Origin of the sequence: Nostoc sp. XA010 (assembly GCF_020829625.1) — a bacterium.
Classification (GTDB): domain Bacteria; phylum Cyanobacteriota; class Cyanobacteriia; order Cyanobacteriales; family Nostocaceae; genus Nostoc.
The window spans coordinates 195576-211989 of sequence record NZ_JAIVFX010000001.1; the positions used below are offsets into that span (position 1 = coordinate 195576).

Genomic DNA, 16414 nt, shown 5'->3' on the forward strand with positions numbered 1-16414 from the left:
GGTAGGGGCGCACAGGTATCATTGGTGTCAACAAAAGCCTAGAAATAGCTTAACTGTTGGTTTCCTCATCCGCCTGGAACTAAAGTTCAAGGCTAACAGCTAAAGTCTACTGAAGTAGACTAAAGATTTTTGCGTATATTTAGTCATCAAGAGATAACTTTTGCTATTAGCAAGGAACTTTAGTTCTTTGCGGAACATGACTTTTACGTTAAGTTGGCACTAATGCACAGGTGTGCACCCCTACGAGAATCTATGTTCATCTGTGATTGATTATTTTTTTGTTCTGCTGTCGGATAACAATTTATTTGTCATGTTATCAACGTGTTATCAAATTAATGTTGCGATTGCGTCGCAAAGTTACACATCGGATACTTATATATTCTAAATATAAATATTGTAAACTAAGTTATAAAGTATAGCAGTGGTAATACTAAATTCTATGTCGTTAACAAACCTGGGGTTATTGGTATTAGCAGCTGGACTTTTTGCCGCATTAATACAATCGCTAATTGCAGAGTCTCGGCTGAGAAAAAGATTAAGCAGGTATGACGGATTAGATGACAAAGAGGCATATCAACAACAGTTGGTGTCAAATATTGATCTACTCGAAAACCAACAAGAATCATTGAATAGCCAAGTCATAAATCTTCAGCAGCAATTTAATGAAATTAATGGAAAACTCTATCTTCAGTCTATAGATGCTTACGAACAAAAATATGAATTTATTAGTTCTGATGACTATATCCTTCGGCTGAAGGATATCAAGTTACAACAAGAAAACATGCGGAAAAATAATCAAGCCTACATTTGTAATACTCAATTAACTTTTGATAATAGTACAAGAAAAGGCGACAGAATGATAAATGATCTTCTTAAATTGGTAGAACTAGCATTTGAAGAACGCTGTAAATATGCAATCAAAGAAGTCAGATATAATAATATTGACTCTTTGAATAAAAAAATAAATGATGCTTTTGAAAAATACAATAAATGTTTAAAAAGTCTCGAGGCTAAAATTTCATCAGAGTATTTGCAACTTAAATTTATCGAGTTAGATTTACAATATGAATTAGAAGATAAAAAGCAGCAAGAGCAAGAAAGGGATAAAGAAGTTAGAAAGCAGAATAAAGAACGTGAAGCAATTGATAGGGAAAGAAAAAGAGCAGAAGATGCAGAACAAAGAGAAAGACTTCACCAACGAGAAATTGATAAAATTCGACAGGAATTATTACAAGCTAAAGAACAAGAAAAAGAACAATTGGAGACGAAAATTAAGGAGTTAGAACGACTAGTTGCAGAAGACAGAAGTGAAAAAGAAAATGCTATATCTGAATCAAGAAGGCTCAAATCAGGATACATTTATATAATTTCTAATATTGGTTCTCTTCTTGGTCAAAATATATATCGAATTTGTATGACATCTCGTGGAGATGAATATATCAAAGAAATGAATCCTAACGTTCCATTTCAATTTGATATTCACTTCAAAATTTTCTCAGAAGATGCTTTAGAGACATTACAAAATTTACATCAACGTTTTAATGATAAAAGAGTTAATGTAGTGAATTCAAGAAGAGATTTCTTTGAAGTTTCAATAGATGAAATTGAGGCAGCAATTAAAGAAATACAAAGAAAAAGTGTCATATTTTTAAGAATAGATGCGTTTGAAAAATTTCCTAAAGCATATGAATATCGGCAAACTCTAGCTGCGCGTAAAAAGGAATAGCTATAAAACGTAAATCAGAAATATTTAGAAGCAAATAAAATTGCTTAGTGTAATTAATTAAATATTACAGTGAGCGAACAATTCTAAAACCAATATTGTTTGATTTTTCGCTTGCATAATGAAACTGGCGAGAACTAGAACGACACAACAACGCTTCGCTACACCATGACCCACCACGTATAACACGAGCATTATTTTCATCACTCTCTAGCCAAGCATCTCCGTTTGTAGGTGCTTTATCATAATTTTGATGCCAATTATCTAAACACCATTCCCAAACTAACCCATGCATATCGAACAATCCAAAGGAATTCGCAAGCTGAAAAATGCCTACTTCTGTAGTTGTTTGACGATAAACTCCTTTAGTTTCTGAACGATAGGGGTAACGACTATCGTAATTAGCTAAATTGAAGTTAATAGTTTCTCCAAAATTGAAAGGTGTCATAGTTTCAGCACGACAAGTATATTCCCACTCTGCTTCGCTAGGAAGGCGATACTTGTGACCTATTTTTTGAGATAGGCGATCGCAAAACTCAACAGCATCAAACCAGGAAACCTGAGTTACAGGGTGGCTGTTGCCTCCTTGCCGTAATGGGCGAAGCTTGAGCTTTTGACTGACTTCTGGCAAACAAGCAATTTGTTTCCATTGTATTTGTGTAATAGGGTATTTACTAATAAAAAATGGTTTGACTGTAACTAAATGCTGAGGTCTTTCGTTAGAATATCGCTTTCCCTCTGATTCCGCGAAACCCATCCAAAATTCTCCTCCCGGAATATAAACCATTTCTAGTATTACCCCATTACCAAGTTGTTCAGTTAAGCAGAAGGCTTGTCCTTGACGAGAGTCAATTTCTTTGCCTTGGGCATTTATCGTAACCACAGTAAATTCAAAAGCTTTAGTTCCGGGAACTGATGGGACAATTGTTATACTTTGTTGTTCTTTTAAGCCTTCAGCACTTTGGTTAGGAGTACAAACAGTACCGAGCTTTTGATTATTCTTTAGTTCGTTGAATTCTCTATTCCCTTGTCGAGGTTCTAAATCCTCAATTTGTGCAATAAAATCGTTTAGTTTACCCCTAGTTTCCCAGCCTACCAACTCACTATCTACAAGGGAACGAAGGAATGTTAATAATGTAGCTTGCCCTTCAAATAATAGGAGTTCAATTAATTCAGGAAAAAAGACATAATTACTTTTATCAAGTGTATTGATTCTTGGAATTAAATAATCAAATCCCGTGATACTCAAAAGCGCCTTACGCTCACTATTGGTGTGAGTGGATGGCATTTTTACTAACAGTTTTATCAATTTTGGCTTTATTTCCATAGTTTTTCAACTATAAATACTTGTAGAAAATATTCAAGACTAGGTGTCTTTTGATACCTTAAGTAAGTCTACAAGTTCTAAAGGTAAATCAGCTAAAATGCTTTCTATCAGTATGCCCTCGTTTCTAAATAAACGTCTTTGGGTTGTTGGTTCAGTAATATTACCTCCTGCATGGTGCAAAGCAATCACTTCCCAACTATCATTAAATACAGGGGAACCGGAAGATCCTGGTAAAGTAGAGTTTACATACTGCACTACATTACCGCCCACATATTGCACAAAATTGTTTTGAAGAGAAATCTGTTTTGGTTGCCCTTGTGGATGCTGAATAATATTGACTCGGCTATCGCGCCTAATTTCTTTCCGTTGTAATGGCAAGCAACCCCATTTTTTTCCAGGTTGTCCTTCAATCTCAACTAAACTGTAATCAAGAGCTTGGTTGGTATGAAAAATTCCATTATTTTTAGGGCGGTACTCATCAGTTATTTGAGCTTCCCCTTGGAAATTCTCCTCATAATTAAAACGAAAAATTGTACCTTGCAGGAAATTTCTACTAGCTAGGACGTGGTTGTTAGTTAATAATAAATTCTCAGCTACAAGAAACCCCGTACCTGACCATTGTTCTTGGCTTGTTCGCACCCCAATATAGGCAACTGACCGCGCAACCTGAAACCCCTTGTGCAAAAATGATATTGGGCGTAAGGTATTTTCTCCAATTATTTTCTCGAATATGTCTGCTACAGTTTCTCTTCCTCGCCAGTCATTTATCGCTGGTAATGCTGCGACTGGCGTCATCATGTCATATTTTATTAACAGCGTGTCTAAAAATTGTTGCTGCTGCACTCCCACAAAGCCTTTTACAGTATTTAAGAACAGTCCTAATGCTTCATGGTCATAAGTTAAACGCCCGTAGTTAGATAAATAGCTGACTATCTCACTAACTACGACAAAGGGCGCACCAGAAAGGTCAATCATTGGTGACAACTGTTTTAAATCCGCTAGTTCCAAAATTTGCTGACGCGATCGCTCTGTAGTTAGTTCTGGTATATCTTTGAGAAAAGTTATCAATTGTTTGCGATCTTCAGGTTCTAGGTTGATCATATCTAGAGTCTTTATTTGCAAAGCAATAGCAAATTCGGCTGCTAAAATTATATTGTACTAGAGTAAAATAATACAGTAATTTGATATCACGCTGGGCTGGAAAACGAGAAAAATAAACTAGATAAACATTAGAGTCCGTATATCTGGCTAAACTGTGTCACATAAATTTGGACAATAATTCTTTAAAACTGATTTGATTGCTGAAAGCCGCGAAAATACGTAACTTATGCCCCTGAACTTGGAAAAAATGGACATTAATTGTTTAAAATGGACAATAATTATTTAATGGACACATGGAGAATAACGGATTTGAACCGATGGCCTCTGCGGTGCGATCGCAGCACTCTACCAACTGAGCTAATTCCCCAAAATCTATGCTAAGTCAAGAGTAATATTACTCATTAACTCAATAGACTATCACCATATAGTATTCTAACATTCAGTTGCCGATGGTTGAGGCTGTTTTTGAGAATAAACCTTCTGCACCCGTTCGAGTTCCAAATCACTGAGATAATCAACAGTCCAGTTACAGCAACGCTGGAGCATGTGGAATGGGTAAGTATTCGCTACACCGACAACTTGCATGTGCGATCGCTTCGCCGCTTCGATACCTGCTGGGGTATCTTCAATTGCCAGACACTCGTGTGGTTGAAGATTCAATTCTGGATATTCTTTATTTAGGCGTTTCACTGCCAGTAGATAACCATCAGGTTCTGGTTTACTGGTGGTAATGTCATCACCTGCGACGATAATTTTAAAATATTCAGCCAGTTTAGCTCGATGGAGTACCAATTCTATTTCTTGGCGAATAGCACCACTAACTAAACCTAGTTTCAGATTCCGCGATCGCACCTGAAATATCAAATCTTCTACGCCTGGATATAAAGGCAGTTTCTCGATTTTCTCTAGTTCCACCACATAGGCTTGGGCTTTGCGGTACAGCAACTGAGTTAAATAGCTTTCGTTAGCAACTCTACCACGATTAGCGAGTAGTTGCCCAAAACAAGCACGATCGCTGCGTCCAAGAGAAGCTTGACGCTCACTCACCCGTTGGGGTTGGAGATTTTCTTCAATGAGAATCTCATCTATCAGTTGCAGGTGGATTGGCTCATCGTTAATGATGACACCATTAAAATCAAAGAGAACTGCCTTTAAACTCATGCCCTTATGCCAAATGCTGGAGATCCAAGTCCCTCCAAATCATTATTATCTATTGATATGGGAATATACTGACGGATATTTTCGCTTGCTATTGGTTTAATGCCGCTAGTTACCTGATTTATCCACCATACATCGTGCGATCGCACAGCTTCAAATCCGGCTGCACCCATATTCGCGTCCACGCTACCAGCAGCATACTCACGAATATATGGCTCCTCAAAAACATCATTAAGCCATTCTAACTGACGCAGAGTCTTCTGATTCCCATCTAGAATTAATACTTGCCCTCCAGCTACCAGCAACCGGAAGCTTTCCCGCAGAATTGCTAGGGACACCGCATCTGGTGTTTCGTGGAATAGCAAAGAAGCTGTCACTAAGTCAAATGTTGCATCTCTAAAACCAGTTTTTTCAGCATTCCCGTGTCGCCAGACTATATCTAAACCAGCATTTCTAGCTTTATCTTCTGCCCTTACGAGCATATAGGGTGATAAATCCAAACCAATAACTTCCGCTTCGGGGAAAACTTGCTTTAACATTAAAGTAGTGGAACCTGTACCGCAGCCTAAATCAAGTATGCGTCGTGGTTTTACCTTGACGGCATCAACTAAAGCCTGACGGACAATAGTTTCATTCGGTGGCAGAACATATTGAGTAATCGGATCGTAACTAACTGCTGCACCGTAATTAAGATATCCGCCTGTAATCCCGTGAAAGTTTTGGCTGCTGTAGTACGCTGGAATTATGACATCATCTCGTCGGAAGCGATCGCACTCCTTCTCCCAGTCAATACTATCAGCGTAACGCTTCAAGCCGTCTTCATCAATCAAAAGACGCACTACAGGGGATAAAAAACGTTCCCAAATTGTATCTTGACGCACTGCCATATTCTGTCAGAACTCTAAGGGGTTATTTAAACAGAGTTATTTTCTTTACAAATTTTAATACATCTGGTAAATACCTGTTTCCTCTTTATGGTATAAACTTGACAATTGTAATTTAATTTGTTACATTTGTAGTATATAAATATAACTCCTAAGAGTAGTTCTTCAGCTTCAGGAAAATTGAGCAAGCCAAATCAAAGACAATAAACATTTAAATTACTACAACTAACTAGGTAATGAGTTATAAATCATACTGCCCTATACTCAATCCAAAATCTAAAATTTAAAATCTAAAATAGAAAAAATTATGCCCTACGAAAAGTTAGAAATTACCACACCAGCACCCGTCTTATCTTGGGCGAATCACTCTTTAAGCCCAGAAGAAACTAAGATGGCAAAGAATGTAGCCTCATTACCATTTGTATTTAAACACGTCGCATTAATGCCAGATGTTCACTTAGGAAAAGGTGCCTTAGTGGGTTCTGTAATTGCAACCAAAGAGGCAATTATCCCGGCTGCTGTCGGTGTGGATATTGGTTGTGGGATGAGCGCTATCAAAACAGTATTTACTGCTGAACAACTAGAAGGCAAACTGAAGAAAATTCGCCTGGATATTGAAGCTGCAATTCCTACTGGATTCAACGAAAATAAAAACGTTGAAAAATCTGTCAGCAATTGGCAACACTGGGATGATTTTAAAGACTTGCATCGCGGTGTGCAAGACCTCCAAAGTAAAGCAATGAAACAGATGGGTTCTCTCGGTGGAGGAAACCATTTTATTGAAGTGTGCCTTGATACAGAGAATCAAGTTTGGCTGATGCTGCATTCTGGTTCGCGTAACATCGGTAATAAACTCGCCCAGTGTCATATTCACACAGCCAGGGAATTAGCAAAAATGGCAGGTAATAAATTGCCTGACCCTGATTTAGCTCACTTCGTCGCTGATACACCAGAATTTCAAGCATACTGGCACGATTTGCAATGGTCACAAAACTATGCGCGTGTCAACCGCGATGTGATGATGGCGCGTTTTAAGCGCATAGTTGAGAAGCATCTGGTAGGTGGGAAGGCAACTAAACCTTTATTGCAGGTTAATTGTCATCACAATTACGCCGAAAAAGAAGTGCATTTTGATGAGGATGTTTACGTTACTCGTAAAGGTGCAGTCCGCGCCCAGACTGAAGATTATGGGATTATTCCTGGTTCGATGGGGGCAAAGTCTTTCATCGTTAAGGGTAAAGGTAATGCCTACAGTTTTTGCTCTTGTTCTCACGGTGCAGGGCGTTTGATGTCAAGAAATAAGGCAAAAAATGTCTATACGCTTGATGATTTAATTGAGCAAACAAATGGTGTAGAATGCCGCAAAGATGAGGGTGTGTTAGATGAAATTCCTGGTGCTTATAAACCGATAGAGCGAGTTATGGCAAACCAAGCAGATTTGGTTGAAGTTGTAGCAACGCTCAAGCAAGTTCTCTGTGTTAAGGGATAAATTTTTAGGGTGGGTAATGCCCACCTTTTTTATTTTTTTTAAACGCAGAGGGACGCTGAGGTAAGGGCAGAGGTACGCTGAGGAAGAAATGATTGTTTTAAGTGAATCGGCTGAACAAATAGAGCCATCAGGCAACGCTAGCGAAAATAAATTAATAGTGTAATTTTGTCACGCATCAGCTTACTATCTTTTTTGTAGTAGCTCATAATTGAGTAGGCAACATGAAATCTGAACAACTCTCAGCCATTGAGGTGGCAAGCGGAAATCTTGTGCCGATGAGCTGCAAACCTCCTATCTTATCCAGCACTAATCACTGGAACGGGATTGTGGTTGAACAGCATCATTTACCCGTCTTTGAATGTCCAGAGCTTTGCTTACAGCAGCACAGCATTAATATTTGGCTTGCTAATTCATGCCAAATAGACTGGCGACTAGCAGGTGGAAGGTTACACAGTACGCAGATGATCAGGAAATCAAATTTATCCTAGTCTCTTTTGATTCCAGTTTATTTAAGAAAGTAGCAGATGATGTGATCATTGGGAGCTATCGCAATATTGAAATTATCCCACAGCGCGAAGTCTGCAATCGCCAAATTCTTCATCTGGGAATGGCACTCAAAATAGAGCTTGAAGCCGGATGTCCATCTGGTAAACTATATGGTGAATCACTTGCGATCGCTCTAGCAGCCCATCTCCTTAAGACTTATTCTGGAACACGGCAACTAATTCCATTTGAGGTTAATCTTTCCAAGCGTCAATTACGGGAGGTAATTGATTATATTTATGACAACTTAACACTAGAATTAACGCTGGTAGAACTGGCTAGTCTAGTGAATATGAGTTCTTATTCATTCTGTCGTTGGTTTAAACGTTTAATGGGTCTTTCTCCACATGAATACGTCATTCAATGTCGGATTGAACGAGCTAAATTTTTACTCACTTATACTCAATTCTCTCTTATCGAAATCGCACTTCAAGTAGGCTGTTCTAGCCAAAGCAACTTTACTACCCTTTTTCGTAAACATATAGGAATCACACCCAAAGCATATAGAGAAATGATATAAATTTTGGGATTTTGCAAGATTTAAACATTTTGAAAGCAAGTTTTCAGAAGACAGAAGTTTCACTTACAATTTATTCTCATAATTGACCAGTGAAATCGAGAATATCATGCAAAATAGCCAATACGAACAACAGTATAAGAAAAGAGTAATTGATTTCTTCGATAGCAGAACTAGCTACGACAACGATTACACAATTCATCGCGCTCTGCCTCTACTAGATTTAGTTCAACTGCAAAAGGGACAAAAAGTATTGGATATGGCAACTGGCACAGGTATCATTGCCATTGCTGTTTCACAAATTATTGGTTCCGAAGAAAAAGTCACTGGAGTAGATTTTTCTTCAGGGATGCTAGCTCAAGCACAACAGAAAATTGAAGAATTAGGCTTACAAAATATCGAACTTATTGAAGCCGACGCTGAGTATATCGACTTCAATGATGAGAGTTTCGATGTAATTCTTTGCTCTACAGCAATAGTCTATTTTAAAGATATTCCTTCTGCTCTACGTAAATGGTATCGTTTTCTTAAACCAGGGGGAGTCATCGGTTTTTCTTGTTGCTCTGAAGAATCTTGCGGAGCGCCACTCATAATCGAAATCTGTAAGAAACATGGCATTTCGCTGACAAGTATCAATGACCCAACAGGCACACCCGAAAAATGTCATCATCTGCTTGCAGAAACTGGTTTTCAAAATATTGAAGTGAAGACCCAACAACTAGGTTTCTACCGCAATCTAGAGCAAGCTAAAGAATGGAATGGTGGATGGTTTCATCCTAGAGAAAATCCCTTGTTAGAACTTTCATCAGAGCAAATGGCAGAATTAAAAGCAGAATTTAGTCAAAAAATTGAAGTAGAAACTACCGAGCAAGGAGCTTGGTATGAAAATCTGACTTTTTTTGTAAGTGGTCGAAAGGTTTAAAGCCAACTCTAACTTTCTATTGTGTTAAGCCAATTCATCAAATCAGCCTCACTGGCGAAATCTAGTAATCCTTCACCCAAGTTTTCTAACTGAGCCAAGGATAACTCTTGCAATCGAGATTGTAACTGAGAATTAATTGAACCAAGCCTACGAGTTAATAGACGCATCACTAGCCTTAGTTCTGATTGTCTTCCTTGTTCAATTCCTTGTTCAATTCCTTGTTCAATGCCTCGTTGTCTACCTTCTTGCAGTCCTTCTTCAAGAATTTCTTGATAAATAGCAGATTCTCTCATATCTTCTCTCCTTAAAAACTGACGAATTAGTTCTGGCTCGAATACCAACCCTGCTAGAAGTTGGGTACATACCGAGATACTCTGCTTGGTGGCTTCTTCTTCAATCATACTCACCTGAACTGCTACCTGTTGAAGTAAGCTTTGAGGAGAATCTGTTCGCGCCAAAGTTGCCAAAGGCAATAAACCAGGAGATAACAATAAAGGTTCTGGATCTTGTTCCCAAATTCGGATGACGCGGTAACGGTGGGTAGTATTGCGGGCAGTAAATTGATCTACAAATACAGCTTCTGAATTTGTGGGTTTAAGAAAAATTACTATCTGCTCGATATCACAATTGTATTGTCGATATAGTCGCACCCAATAGTCCAACATCCGTAGTGGCAAGGGTGGAGTGGATGCTGGTAAGGTTTGAAACTCTAAATGCAGTATTTGATTAGCAGTTTGCAAAAAGGTTATTGAGTCAGCACGGATTGGTTCTTGATTTAATTCTGTTTTGAGAATCTGGATATCCGTTGCCTCAGATGCGAGTAAGTAGCGGATAAAATCTTCTGGATACTGCTCAACCAGATATTTCAGGGTGTTGTCGTATGTCACTTTGATATCAGTTTGGACATAAACTCATGTAAAGACGTGATATCGCTACATAGTTTGTCCATCAAAAATTTAGTTTAAGTATTATTTATTGTTAGCGCTACTCTACGAAAAAGTAATGTTCGCTGATAGCGCTAACACTTAAATTTGGTGTCTTTTCAAAACTACAGTGTCAAAGATTGAGGATTTGTCTCAATCAATTTCGCTAAATCTTGCAAGAACGCCGCAGCATGGGCACCGTAAATAATCCGGTGGTCAGAAGTAATATTCACCTGCATTTGTTGCCGCACGCCAAATAAACCGTCGGGTGTTGCTACTACTTGCGGACGGGATGCCCCGATCGCTAAAATTGAACCTTGTCCAGGCGGTAAAATTGCATCAAATTTATCTACGCCAAACATCCCCAAATTGGACAGAGTAAAAGTACCACTGTTGTATTCTTGGGGCTGTAATTGTTTTGCCCTCGCACGTTCTACCAAAGATTTCCAAGTACGCGATAGAGAATAAATATCCACTGCGTCTGCATTTTGCAGCACAGGTGTAATTAATCCGCCATCATCCATCGCCACAGCTACAGAAATGTTGATATCAGAATGATAAACAATACCCTGGTCTGAGTAACTAGCATTTAACAATGGGTGTTTTTGCAACGTTACCGCTACAGCTTTCGCCAGTAGCGCTGTCATTGTCACGCCTTTGGATTTAATTTGTTTATAAAGTTTGTCTAATCCATCGGTGGTAATTGTATAACCGACACGGAAGACGGGCACGGATATGGTAGCTACCATGTTCCGCACTACGGCATTTTGGAAGGTAGTTAAAGGCACGATTTGACCAGGAACAGCCGCCGCCACGGGTGCGGGTGCTGGTGTGCGAGGTGCTGGGGGTGCAACTGGGGCGCTGGTTGGTACAGGCGCTGGTGGGGCAACTGGGGCAGGGGCGGATTGTTTGCCTTTATTGGACAATGCTTCTACATCTTCGGCGACAATACGACCGTGGGGGCCACTGCCTTGGAGTGTAGTTAAATCAACTTTGAGTTCTTTGGCTAATTTGCGGGCCCGGGGTGAAGCTACAAGCCTTCCTTCTTTGTGGTTAGACCCGTTTTGAGACGCTAAGGCAGGTGTTGCGGCTGAGGCTGTGCTGGCGGGGACTGGTTCAGGGGAAGCGGTAGTAGTAGCAGCCACACCAGAGGAATTGGCAAGAGATTTCGCCTGTTCAATTTCAGCTTCCGTTTCGGCGATGAAGGCGATCGCAGATCCTACCGGGGCAGTTTCACCAGCTTCAACTATGATATGGGCAAGAAATCCCTCATAAAAGGTTTCTACATCCATATCTGCCTTATCTGACTCTACAACCACCACTGTTTCGCCTTTTTCCACTTTGTCCCCTGGCGATTTCACCCAGGAAACGATTTTGCCTTCGGTCATGGTGGAACTCAGCGCCGGCATAAATACTTCGTGAATGCTCATAGGGTGGTTTGGGAATCAATGGTTTATGGAATTTAACAGTTTTTATCAGATCGAATTGTATCTTGGTGGGAGAGTTTTGGACTGGAGATTTTATATTTTAATTGGGGAGTAGGGAGTGGGGAGTAGGAGAGACGCGATTAATCGCGTCTGTACTGAGGAGAGTTACTAACTTTTGACTCTGAAATCTTGACGCTTAACCCTTGATTCTAGGAACTTAAATATAACTTAGAGGTCTATAATACAGAGCTATCGTCAATGGTTAGCCAATATCTCGATCTCGTTTTAGTCGTTGACTTGGAACAACCATCACGAGTTTCTCACAAATTAAATGGGATTGCTATTTATATTCCTCATAACCACTGCTTAAGATACAGGAGCTTCTCACAGGTAGAGGATATAGGATGCAGTTCAATCTAGAATTCAAAATTGGTCATAAACCTATTTGAAATTCCTGTTTACTTTTATGTCGGCAAAGTTGAAATTCTTTTTGATTGTGATACTAAGTATCTTTGCCACTGCTGGCGCTGGAGTCTATTTTACCCAGAGCCAGCAATCTGCACCGATTGTTGAGACTAGTGATACACAAACCCAGCAGGTGAGAGCAATACATCAGTCTCAAGAGGTTGTGGCATACTCAGAGCGTTCAAATTTTAAAACCATACCTTTAGAAAAGCTCAACTCATCTCTTCAAGGTAGCGATCCTGCTACTCTCGCCCTGAATGCCTTTGACGACCTAGCATCACTGGGAGGAACGCGAAAGGTAGAGGTAGCTTATCCACAACGAAATCAGGCCCTTGTGACGATTACGCAAATCAAGGGGGATGATGATTCAGTTGGTATAAAATATCGAGTTGAGATGACTACTTTTGGGCGATCGCTTTTTATTAGCTCACCTCCAGTATGGCAAATTGTTTGGGCTGGAGTGAGGAATTAGTTAGGAGTTAGGAGTGAGCAGTTAGGAATTTAAACTCATAACTCATAACTCATAACTCCTAACTCCTAACTTTATTAAATGTCGCCGCGAATTTCTTCTACAACGCCATCGCGCAGAACGATTTCGACCTGCATTTTGCTAATCAGGTTATCACCGATCTCTGCCCGGAAAAAGCCTTCCATTTGAAATTGGTTGACTTCCTGATCTTGCTGAAGAAACTGCACTTGCTGGAGGTTTTGCAGCAATTGATTTTTCTGCTCTAGAAATTCACTTTTCTTTTGATTGACTTGGAGTTGGATATTGTCAATTTGTTGGAGAGTCTGGGGGCCAGGTGGTTGCAGACTCTGCTTTTGAATTGCAGCGATCGCTCTTTGTCCTTCTACGTCTAGCTGTTGCAGTTGCTGATCAAGTTGATTGATTTGCGTTTGCAGCTGCTGTTGTACTTCCTCTTTCCAAAGGGGAGTCACAATGACTTTGACGTTAACAACACGTTTCAGGAGCAAGTTAGATTTGGAGACATCCATAAATATTTCACGTTCACTCTTACTAGTTGGGAGGTGGAATCATCAGGCAAACATGCCGTCAATAATATCGCGATAGCGTTCCGTGACGACGTGTCGGCGAACTTTCAGTGTTTGTGTCATCAAGCCATTTTCGATGGAAAACGGTTCGAGAATCAGTCTAAACGTTCCGATGCGGTCATCCGGTCGATAGCCTGGACGATTTTGCACTTCCCGATTCAATTCTTGCCGAAATAAATCCTGGATCATTCTACTCTCGAAGTCAATTTTTTGACTAGGTGAAGAAGCAACCTGATCGTTGTGCGTATCCAGTGTCAAATTTTGACTTGCTGCCCATTTTTCTAAGGCTTCGACGTTGGGGACAATTAAGGCTCCCAGGCTGCGCTGATCTTGGCCGACGAGCATAATTTGGTCCACGTATGGCGATCGCAAACACACATCTTCGATCGGCTGTGGCTCGATGTTTTCCCCGTTGGTCAATACAATCGTATCCTTTGCTCTGCCAGTTAGCACCAAGTCGTCTTGTGGTGTCAGCCAACCCAAATCGCCGCTATCAAACCAGCCTTCAGCATCAATTGCTTTCGCTGTCGCTTCAGGATTTTGGTAATAGCCTTGCATAATCTGCGGCCCCTTCAACAATACTAAGCCTCGCTTTTCTACTGGTAAAGGCGCTTTTGTCTCAGGATCTACGATTTTAGCTTCTGTAGCGGGTAGTGGTTGCCCTGATGCACCAATCAAATTCCGCCAAGGACGACGTACATGGGTAACAGGAGAAGTTTCTGTCAAGCCATAACCTTGCAAAATCTGCACACCAATAATTTCAAAGAAATTATCTATGTGTCTGGGAAGCGCACCGCCGCCGCTAATCATCTGCTTAACTTGTCCTCCTGTGGCTTCTCGCACTTTGGCATAAACCAGTCGTTCTCCCAAGGCATGGAGGGGTAATAAAGCAGATGCTTGTATTTTAGCTGCTAATCGTTCGACGGCTGAAGCATGAAGATTATTTAAACTCAATCCTTGAGCAACTCGCCGCGCTTTGATATATTTCTCACTATTGCTCAATAAAAAATTAATTAGGCGTTGCTTTTTGGCTGGTTGTTCGCGGAACTGCTTTTGCACTCCTTCATAAATCGATTCCCACAGCCGGGGTACACCCACCATGTAGTTGGGTTTAAATTGTCTCAAATCTGCTTTTACCGAGCGCAAGTTGGTATAAACTTGTGTGCAACCTTGAGATAGTAAATAATATTCAACAGTTCGTTCGTAACTGTGCCATGAAGGTAGAATACTGAGAACCATATCGCCCGGATTTGGTTGTACTACTGTCCTGAAAGTGAGTACTTGGTGCATCAAGTTGTTATAAGACAGCATTACACCCTTGGGTTTACCTGTGGTGCCAGAGGTGTAAATTAAGGTTGCTAAAGCATCACGATTTTGCTTGACTGGCACAAAATTATGATTTTTCCCAATTTCGATCAACTGGGAAAAGTTCAGCACCTTTAAGGTTTCGTCTGTCGGTGGTGCTTCATCCGAAAGTAATATTACCACCTGAATTGGTAAATCTTTGAGACGGTCTTGCAGTTTTTTAAGTGTCTTTAAATCTTCAACTACTATTGCTGTACTGCCACTATTAGCAATGATAAACAGCAGTTCTTCTTTTTCTGCTTGGGAGCTACGCACCGCATCAACGGCTCCAGCAGTCATTATCCCTTGATCGGCAATGAACCAGCGAGGACTGTTGTCAGAAATTAAGGAAATGCGATCGCCTACCTTCACTCCTAACGCCTGCAACCCAGCAGCAAATAGTCGCATTTGCTCTGCTAATTGGGTATAAGTAATCGCTACTTCTGGTTTAGCATGAGGGTTGCGGAGGGCGACAACATCACCAAATCGCCCAGATGCCAAAGGCCAAATTTCTGGCAGTGATTCCACATTTGTGTAATCTACCAACCGCTTTAATGCCTGGCGTTCTTGTTCACTGATGTTAGATAAAAAAGAAGACGCGGTTTGGGTTGTTGACATAACACCTTACCTAAATATCGTAAACGGATCGTAATTCTTAGCTTATTTTGTTATACCTAAAGTCTTCTAAACAAAACTAGAAAAAGGTTTCAGTCCACTTGAGTGGACTTGCGCTATGAGCCTGAGATTTCAATCTCTGGCGGACAAACGGGTAAGCGCAAAATCCCAGCTAACTTGCCTTCGGGAGACTGGCGGCTAAACCTAATTGCGTCTAAAATTAAGCGATTTTAGCCAACTCATGACAAACTGCTTTGCTTCGGCGTAGCCCAACCCAGGCATCCCTAAATCTAATTGCATACAAATATTAAGCGATCGCTACTACTACTTATAGTGTTTGATACAAATGTTTTGCTCTCTGCTATTGGCTGGAAAGGTAGTCCTTATCACTGTATTGATTTGGCACGCCAAGGCCGGGTAAAAGGTTTAATTTGTCCAGAAATACTTGATGAACTAACCAAAAAATTAGAACAGAAGTTGAAATTTACGCCTATTCAAGTAATTGAGACAATAGCTGATTTGCTTAGTTTTCTACGATTAATCACAATTGCCAACACTTTAAATTTTCTCACTACTGACCCAAAGATAATATGGTACTAGAGTGCGCCATTGTTGGGAATGCAACTCATATTGTTACAGGCGACAAGCGGCATTTGTTACCTCTGGGCAGTTATCAAGGTATTGCAATTGTCAATGCCAGAGATTTTCTGAACTTGGTTATACCTGAATAATCAAGTCAGGAGGCTGGACGCTGAGTTTCCTCATGATATCCTCTCGCTAAACCCAATTGCCTACAAATATTAAGCGATCGCCACTACTACTTTGCCTTGCTCATGACAAATCGTAGGCGATCGCTTAATTAAAAACTCTTGCAAACACTTGGCAAAAGTCTAATGCCGAGTATTAATGGAACACACTTAATG

The 16414-nt window shown here is 40.3% G+C and carries 16 protein-coding genes and 1 tRNA gene; 8 read left to right on the forward strand and 9 right to left on the reverse strand.

From position 1 onward, the window contains the following. Positions 1-439 precede the first annotated feature (439 nt). Positions 440-1726 (forward strand): DUF4041 domain-containing protein, encoded by a 1287-nt coding sequence (locus LC608_RS00845; RefSeq protein WP_229551726.1) that lies wholly within the window; start codon positions 440-442, stop codon positions 1724-1726. Positions 1727-1790: 64 nt separating this feature from the next. Here the strand turns inward: LC608_RS00845 and LC608_RS00850 are convergent, their stop codons facing one another. From LC608_RS00850 to LC608_RS00870, 5 genes are all read right to left on the reverse strand, one after another. After that, entirely contained in the window at positions 1791-3050 is a 1260-nt protein-coding gene (locus LC608_RS00850) for an SUMF1/EgtB/PvdO family nonheme iron enzyme (protein ID WP_374108351.1), read from the reverse strand. 39 nt (positions 3051-3089) lie between these two features. Continuing rightward, positions 3090-4151, reverse strand: coding sequence for a trypsin-like peptidase domain-containing protein (locus LC608_RS00855; RefSeq protein ID WP_229551728.1), 1062 nt, complete (start codon positions 4149-4151; stop codon positions 3090-3092). Positions 4152-4445: 294 nt separating this feature from the next. Then, positions 4446-4518 (reverse strand) — tRNA-Ala (locus LC608_RS00860). Positions 4519-4583: 65 nt separating this feature from the next. Continuing rightward, the gene (locus LC608_RS00865) at positions 4584-5312 is read right to left on the reverse strand and encodes an HAD family phosphatase (protein WP_229551729.1); all 729 of its coding nucleotides are present in this window, start codon (positions 5310-5312) and stop codon (positions 4584-4586) included. Continuing rightward, positions 5309-6196, reverse strand: a complete 888-nt coding sequence (locus LC608_RS00870) for a class I SAM-dependent methyltransferase (protein ID WP_229551730.1) — start codon at positions 6194-6196, stop codon at positions 5309-5311. Before LC608_RS00870 ends, LC608_RS00865 begins: the two co-directional genes overlap by 4 nt. Before the next feature lie 304 nt (positions 6197-6500). On the opposite strand from LC608_RS00870, the gene LC608_RS00875 reads away from it, so the two are divergent. The 4 genes from LC608_RS00875 (at position 6501) to LC608_RS00890 (ending at position 9664) form a co-directional block, all read left to right on the forward strand. Continuing rightward, positions 6501-7682 carry an RtcB family protein gene (locus LC608_RS00875; RefSeq protein ID WP_229551731.1) on the forward strand — a complete coding sequence of 394 codons (1182 nt, stop codon included), beginning with the start codon at positions 6501-6503 and terminating at the stop codon, positions 7680-7682. Positions 7683-7903: 221 nt separating this feature from the next. Next, positions 7904-8170: a hypothetical protein gene (locus tag LC608_RS00880; RefSeq protein ID WP_229551732.1), complete on the forward strand. Its 267-nt coding sequence runs from the start codon at positions 7904-7906 to the stop codon at positions 8168-8170. 41 nt (positions 8171-8211) lie between these two features. Next, entirely contained in the window at positions 8212-8745 is a 534-nt protein-coding gene (locus LC608_RS00885) for a helix-turn-helix transcriptional regulator (RefSeq protein WP_229551733.1), read from the forward strand. A 106-nt stretch (positions 8746-8851) separates the two neighbouring features. Further along, positions 8852-9664 carry a class I SAM-dependent methyltransferase gene (locus tag LC608_RS00890; protein WP_229551734.1) on the forward strand — a complete coding sequence of 271 codons (813 nt, stop codon included), beginning with the start codon at positions 8852-8854 and terminating at the stop codon, positions 9662-9664. A gap of 8 nt (positions 9665-9672) precedes the next feature. Here LC608_RS00890 and LC608_RS00895 read toward each other — a convergent pair whose 3' ends face one another. Together LC608_RS00895 and LC608_RS00900 are read right to left on the reverse strand one after the other, a co-directional pair. After that, entirely contained in the window at positions 9673-10551 is an 879-nt protein-coding gene (locus LC608_RS00895; RefSeq protein WP_229551735.1) for an Rpn family recombination-promoting nuclease/putative transposase, read from the reverse strand. 161 nt (positions 10552-10712) lie between these two features. After that, positions 10713-12017, reverse strand: a complete 1305-nt coding sequence (locus tag LC608_RS00900; RefSeq protein ID WP_229551736.1) for a dihydrolipoamide acetyltransferase family protein — start codon at positions 12015-12017, stop codon at positions 10713-10715. A 463-nt stretch (positions 12018-12480) separates the two neighbouring features. On the opposite strand from LC608_RS00900, the gene LC608_RS00905 reads away from it, so the two are divergent. Beyond that, entirely contained in the window at positions 12481-12951 is a 471-nt protein-coding gene (locus tag LC608_RS00905; protein WP_229551737.1) for a hypothetical protein, read from the forward strand. A gap of 74 nt (positions 12952-13025) precedes the next feature. Here the strand turns inward: LC608_RS00905 and LC608_RS00910 are convergent, their stop codons facing one another. Both LC608_RS00910 and LC608_RS00915 read right to left on the reverse strand, forming a co-directional pair. Further along, on the reverse strand, positions 13026-13475 hold the full coding sequence (locus LC608_RS00910; RefSeq protein WP_229551738.1) for a YlqD family protein: 450 nt from the start codon (positions 13473-13475) through the stop codon (positions 13026-13028). A gap of 42 nt (positions 13476-13517) precedes the next feature. Further along, complete coding sequence (locus LC608_RS00915) at positions 13518-15494, reverse strand: long-chain fatty acid--CoA ligase (RefSeq protein ID WP_229551739.1); 1977 nt, start codon at positions 15492-15494, stop codon at positions 13518-13520. A 291-nt stretch (positions 15495-15785) separates the two neighbouring features. Here LC608_RS00915 and LC608_RS00920 point away from each other — a divergent pair, with 291 nt between their 5' ends. Both LC608_RS00920 and LC608_RS00925 read left to right on the forward strand, forming a co-directional pair. Then, the gene (locus LC608_RS00920; RefSeq protein WP_229551740.1) at positions 15786-16091 is read left to right on the forward strand and encodes a putative toxin-antitoxin system toxin component, PIN family; all 306 of its coding nucleotides are present in this window, start codon (positions 15786-15788) and stop codon (positions 16089-16091) included. Further along, entirely contained in the window at positions 16082-16222 is a 141-nt protein-coding gene (locus LC608_RS00925; protein WP_229551741.1) for a hypothetical protein, read from the forward strand. Before LC608_RS00920 ends, LC608_RS00925 begins: the two co-directional genes overlap by 10 nt. Positions 16223-16414 lie beyond the last annotated feature (192 nt).

What these genes read in the sequence shown, in the direction of transcription:
- LC608_RS00905 (WP_229551737.1), top strand. Translation starts at nt 12,481, where the DNA reads ATGTCGGCAAAGTTGAAATTCTTTTTGATTGTGATACTAAGTATCTTT.
- LC608_RS00925 (WP_229551741.1), top strand. Translation starts at nt 16,082, where the DNA reads ATGGTACTAGAGTGCGCCATTGTTGGGAATGCAACTCATATTGTTACA.
- LC608_RS00880 (WP_229551732.1), top strand. Translation starts at nt 7,904, where the DNA reads ATGAAATCTGAACAACTCTCAGCCATTGAGGTGGCAAGCGGAAATCTT.
- LC608_RS00855 (WP_229551728.1), bottom strand. Translation starts at nt 4,151, where the DNA reads ATGATCAACCTAGAACCTGAAGATCGCAAACAATTGATAACTTTTCTC.
- LC608_RS00850 (WP_374108351.1), bottom strand. Translation starts at nt 3,050, where the DNA reads ATGGAAATAAAGCCAAAATTGATAAAACTGTTAGTAAAAATGCCATCC.
- LC608_RS00870 (WP_229551730.1), bottom strand. Translation starts at nt 6,196, where the DNA reads ATGGCAGTGCGTCAAGATACAATTTGGGAACGTTTTTTATCCCCTGTA.
- LC608_RS00900 (WP_229551736.1), bottom strand. Translation starts at nt 12,017, where the DNA reads ATGAGCATTCACGAAGTATTTATGCCGGCGCTGAGTTCCACCATGACC.
- LC608_RS00890 (WP_229551734.1), top strand. Translation starts at nt 8,852, where the DNA reads ATGCAAAATAGCCAATACGAACAACAGTATAAGAAAAGAGTAATTGAT.
- LC608_RS00910 (WP_229551738.1), bottom strand. Translation starts at nt 13,475, where the DNA reads ATGGATGTCTCCAAATCTAACTTGCTCCTGAAACGTGTTGTTAACGTC.
- LC608_RS00875 (WP_229551731.1), top strand. Translation starts at nt 6,501, where the DNA reads ATGCCCTACGAAAAGTTAGAAATTACCACACCAGCACCCGTCTTATCT.
- LC608_RS00865 (WP_229551729.1), bottom strand. Translation starts at nt 5,312, where the DNA reads ATGAGTTTAAAGGCAGTTCTCTTTGATTTTAATGGTGTCATCATTAAC.
- LC608_RS00915 (WP_229551739.1), bottom strand. Translation starts at nt 15,494, where the DNA reads ATGTCAACAACCCAAACCGCGTCTTCTTTTTTATCTAACATCAGTGAA.
- LC608_RS00845 (WP_229551726.1), top strand. Translation starts at nt 440, where the DNA reads ATGTCGTTAACAAACCTGGGGTTATTGGTATTAGCAGCTGGACTTTTT.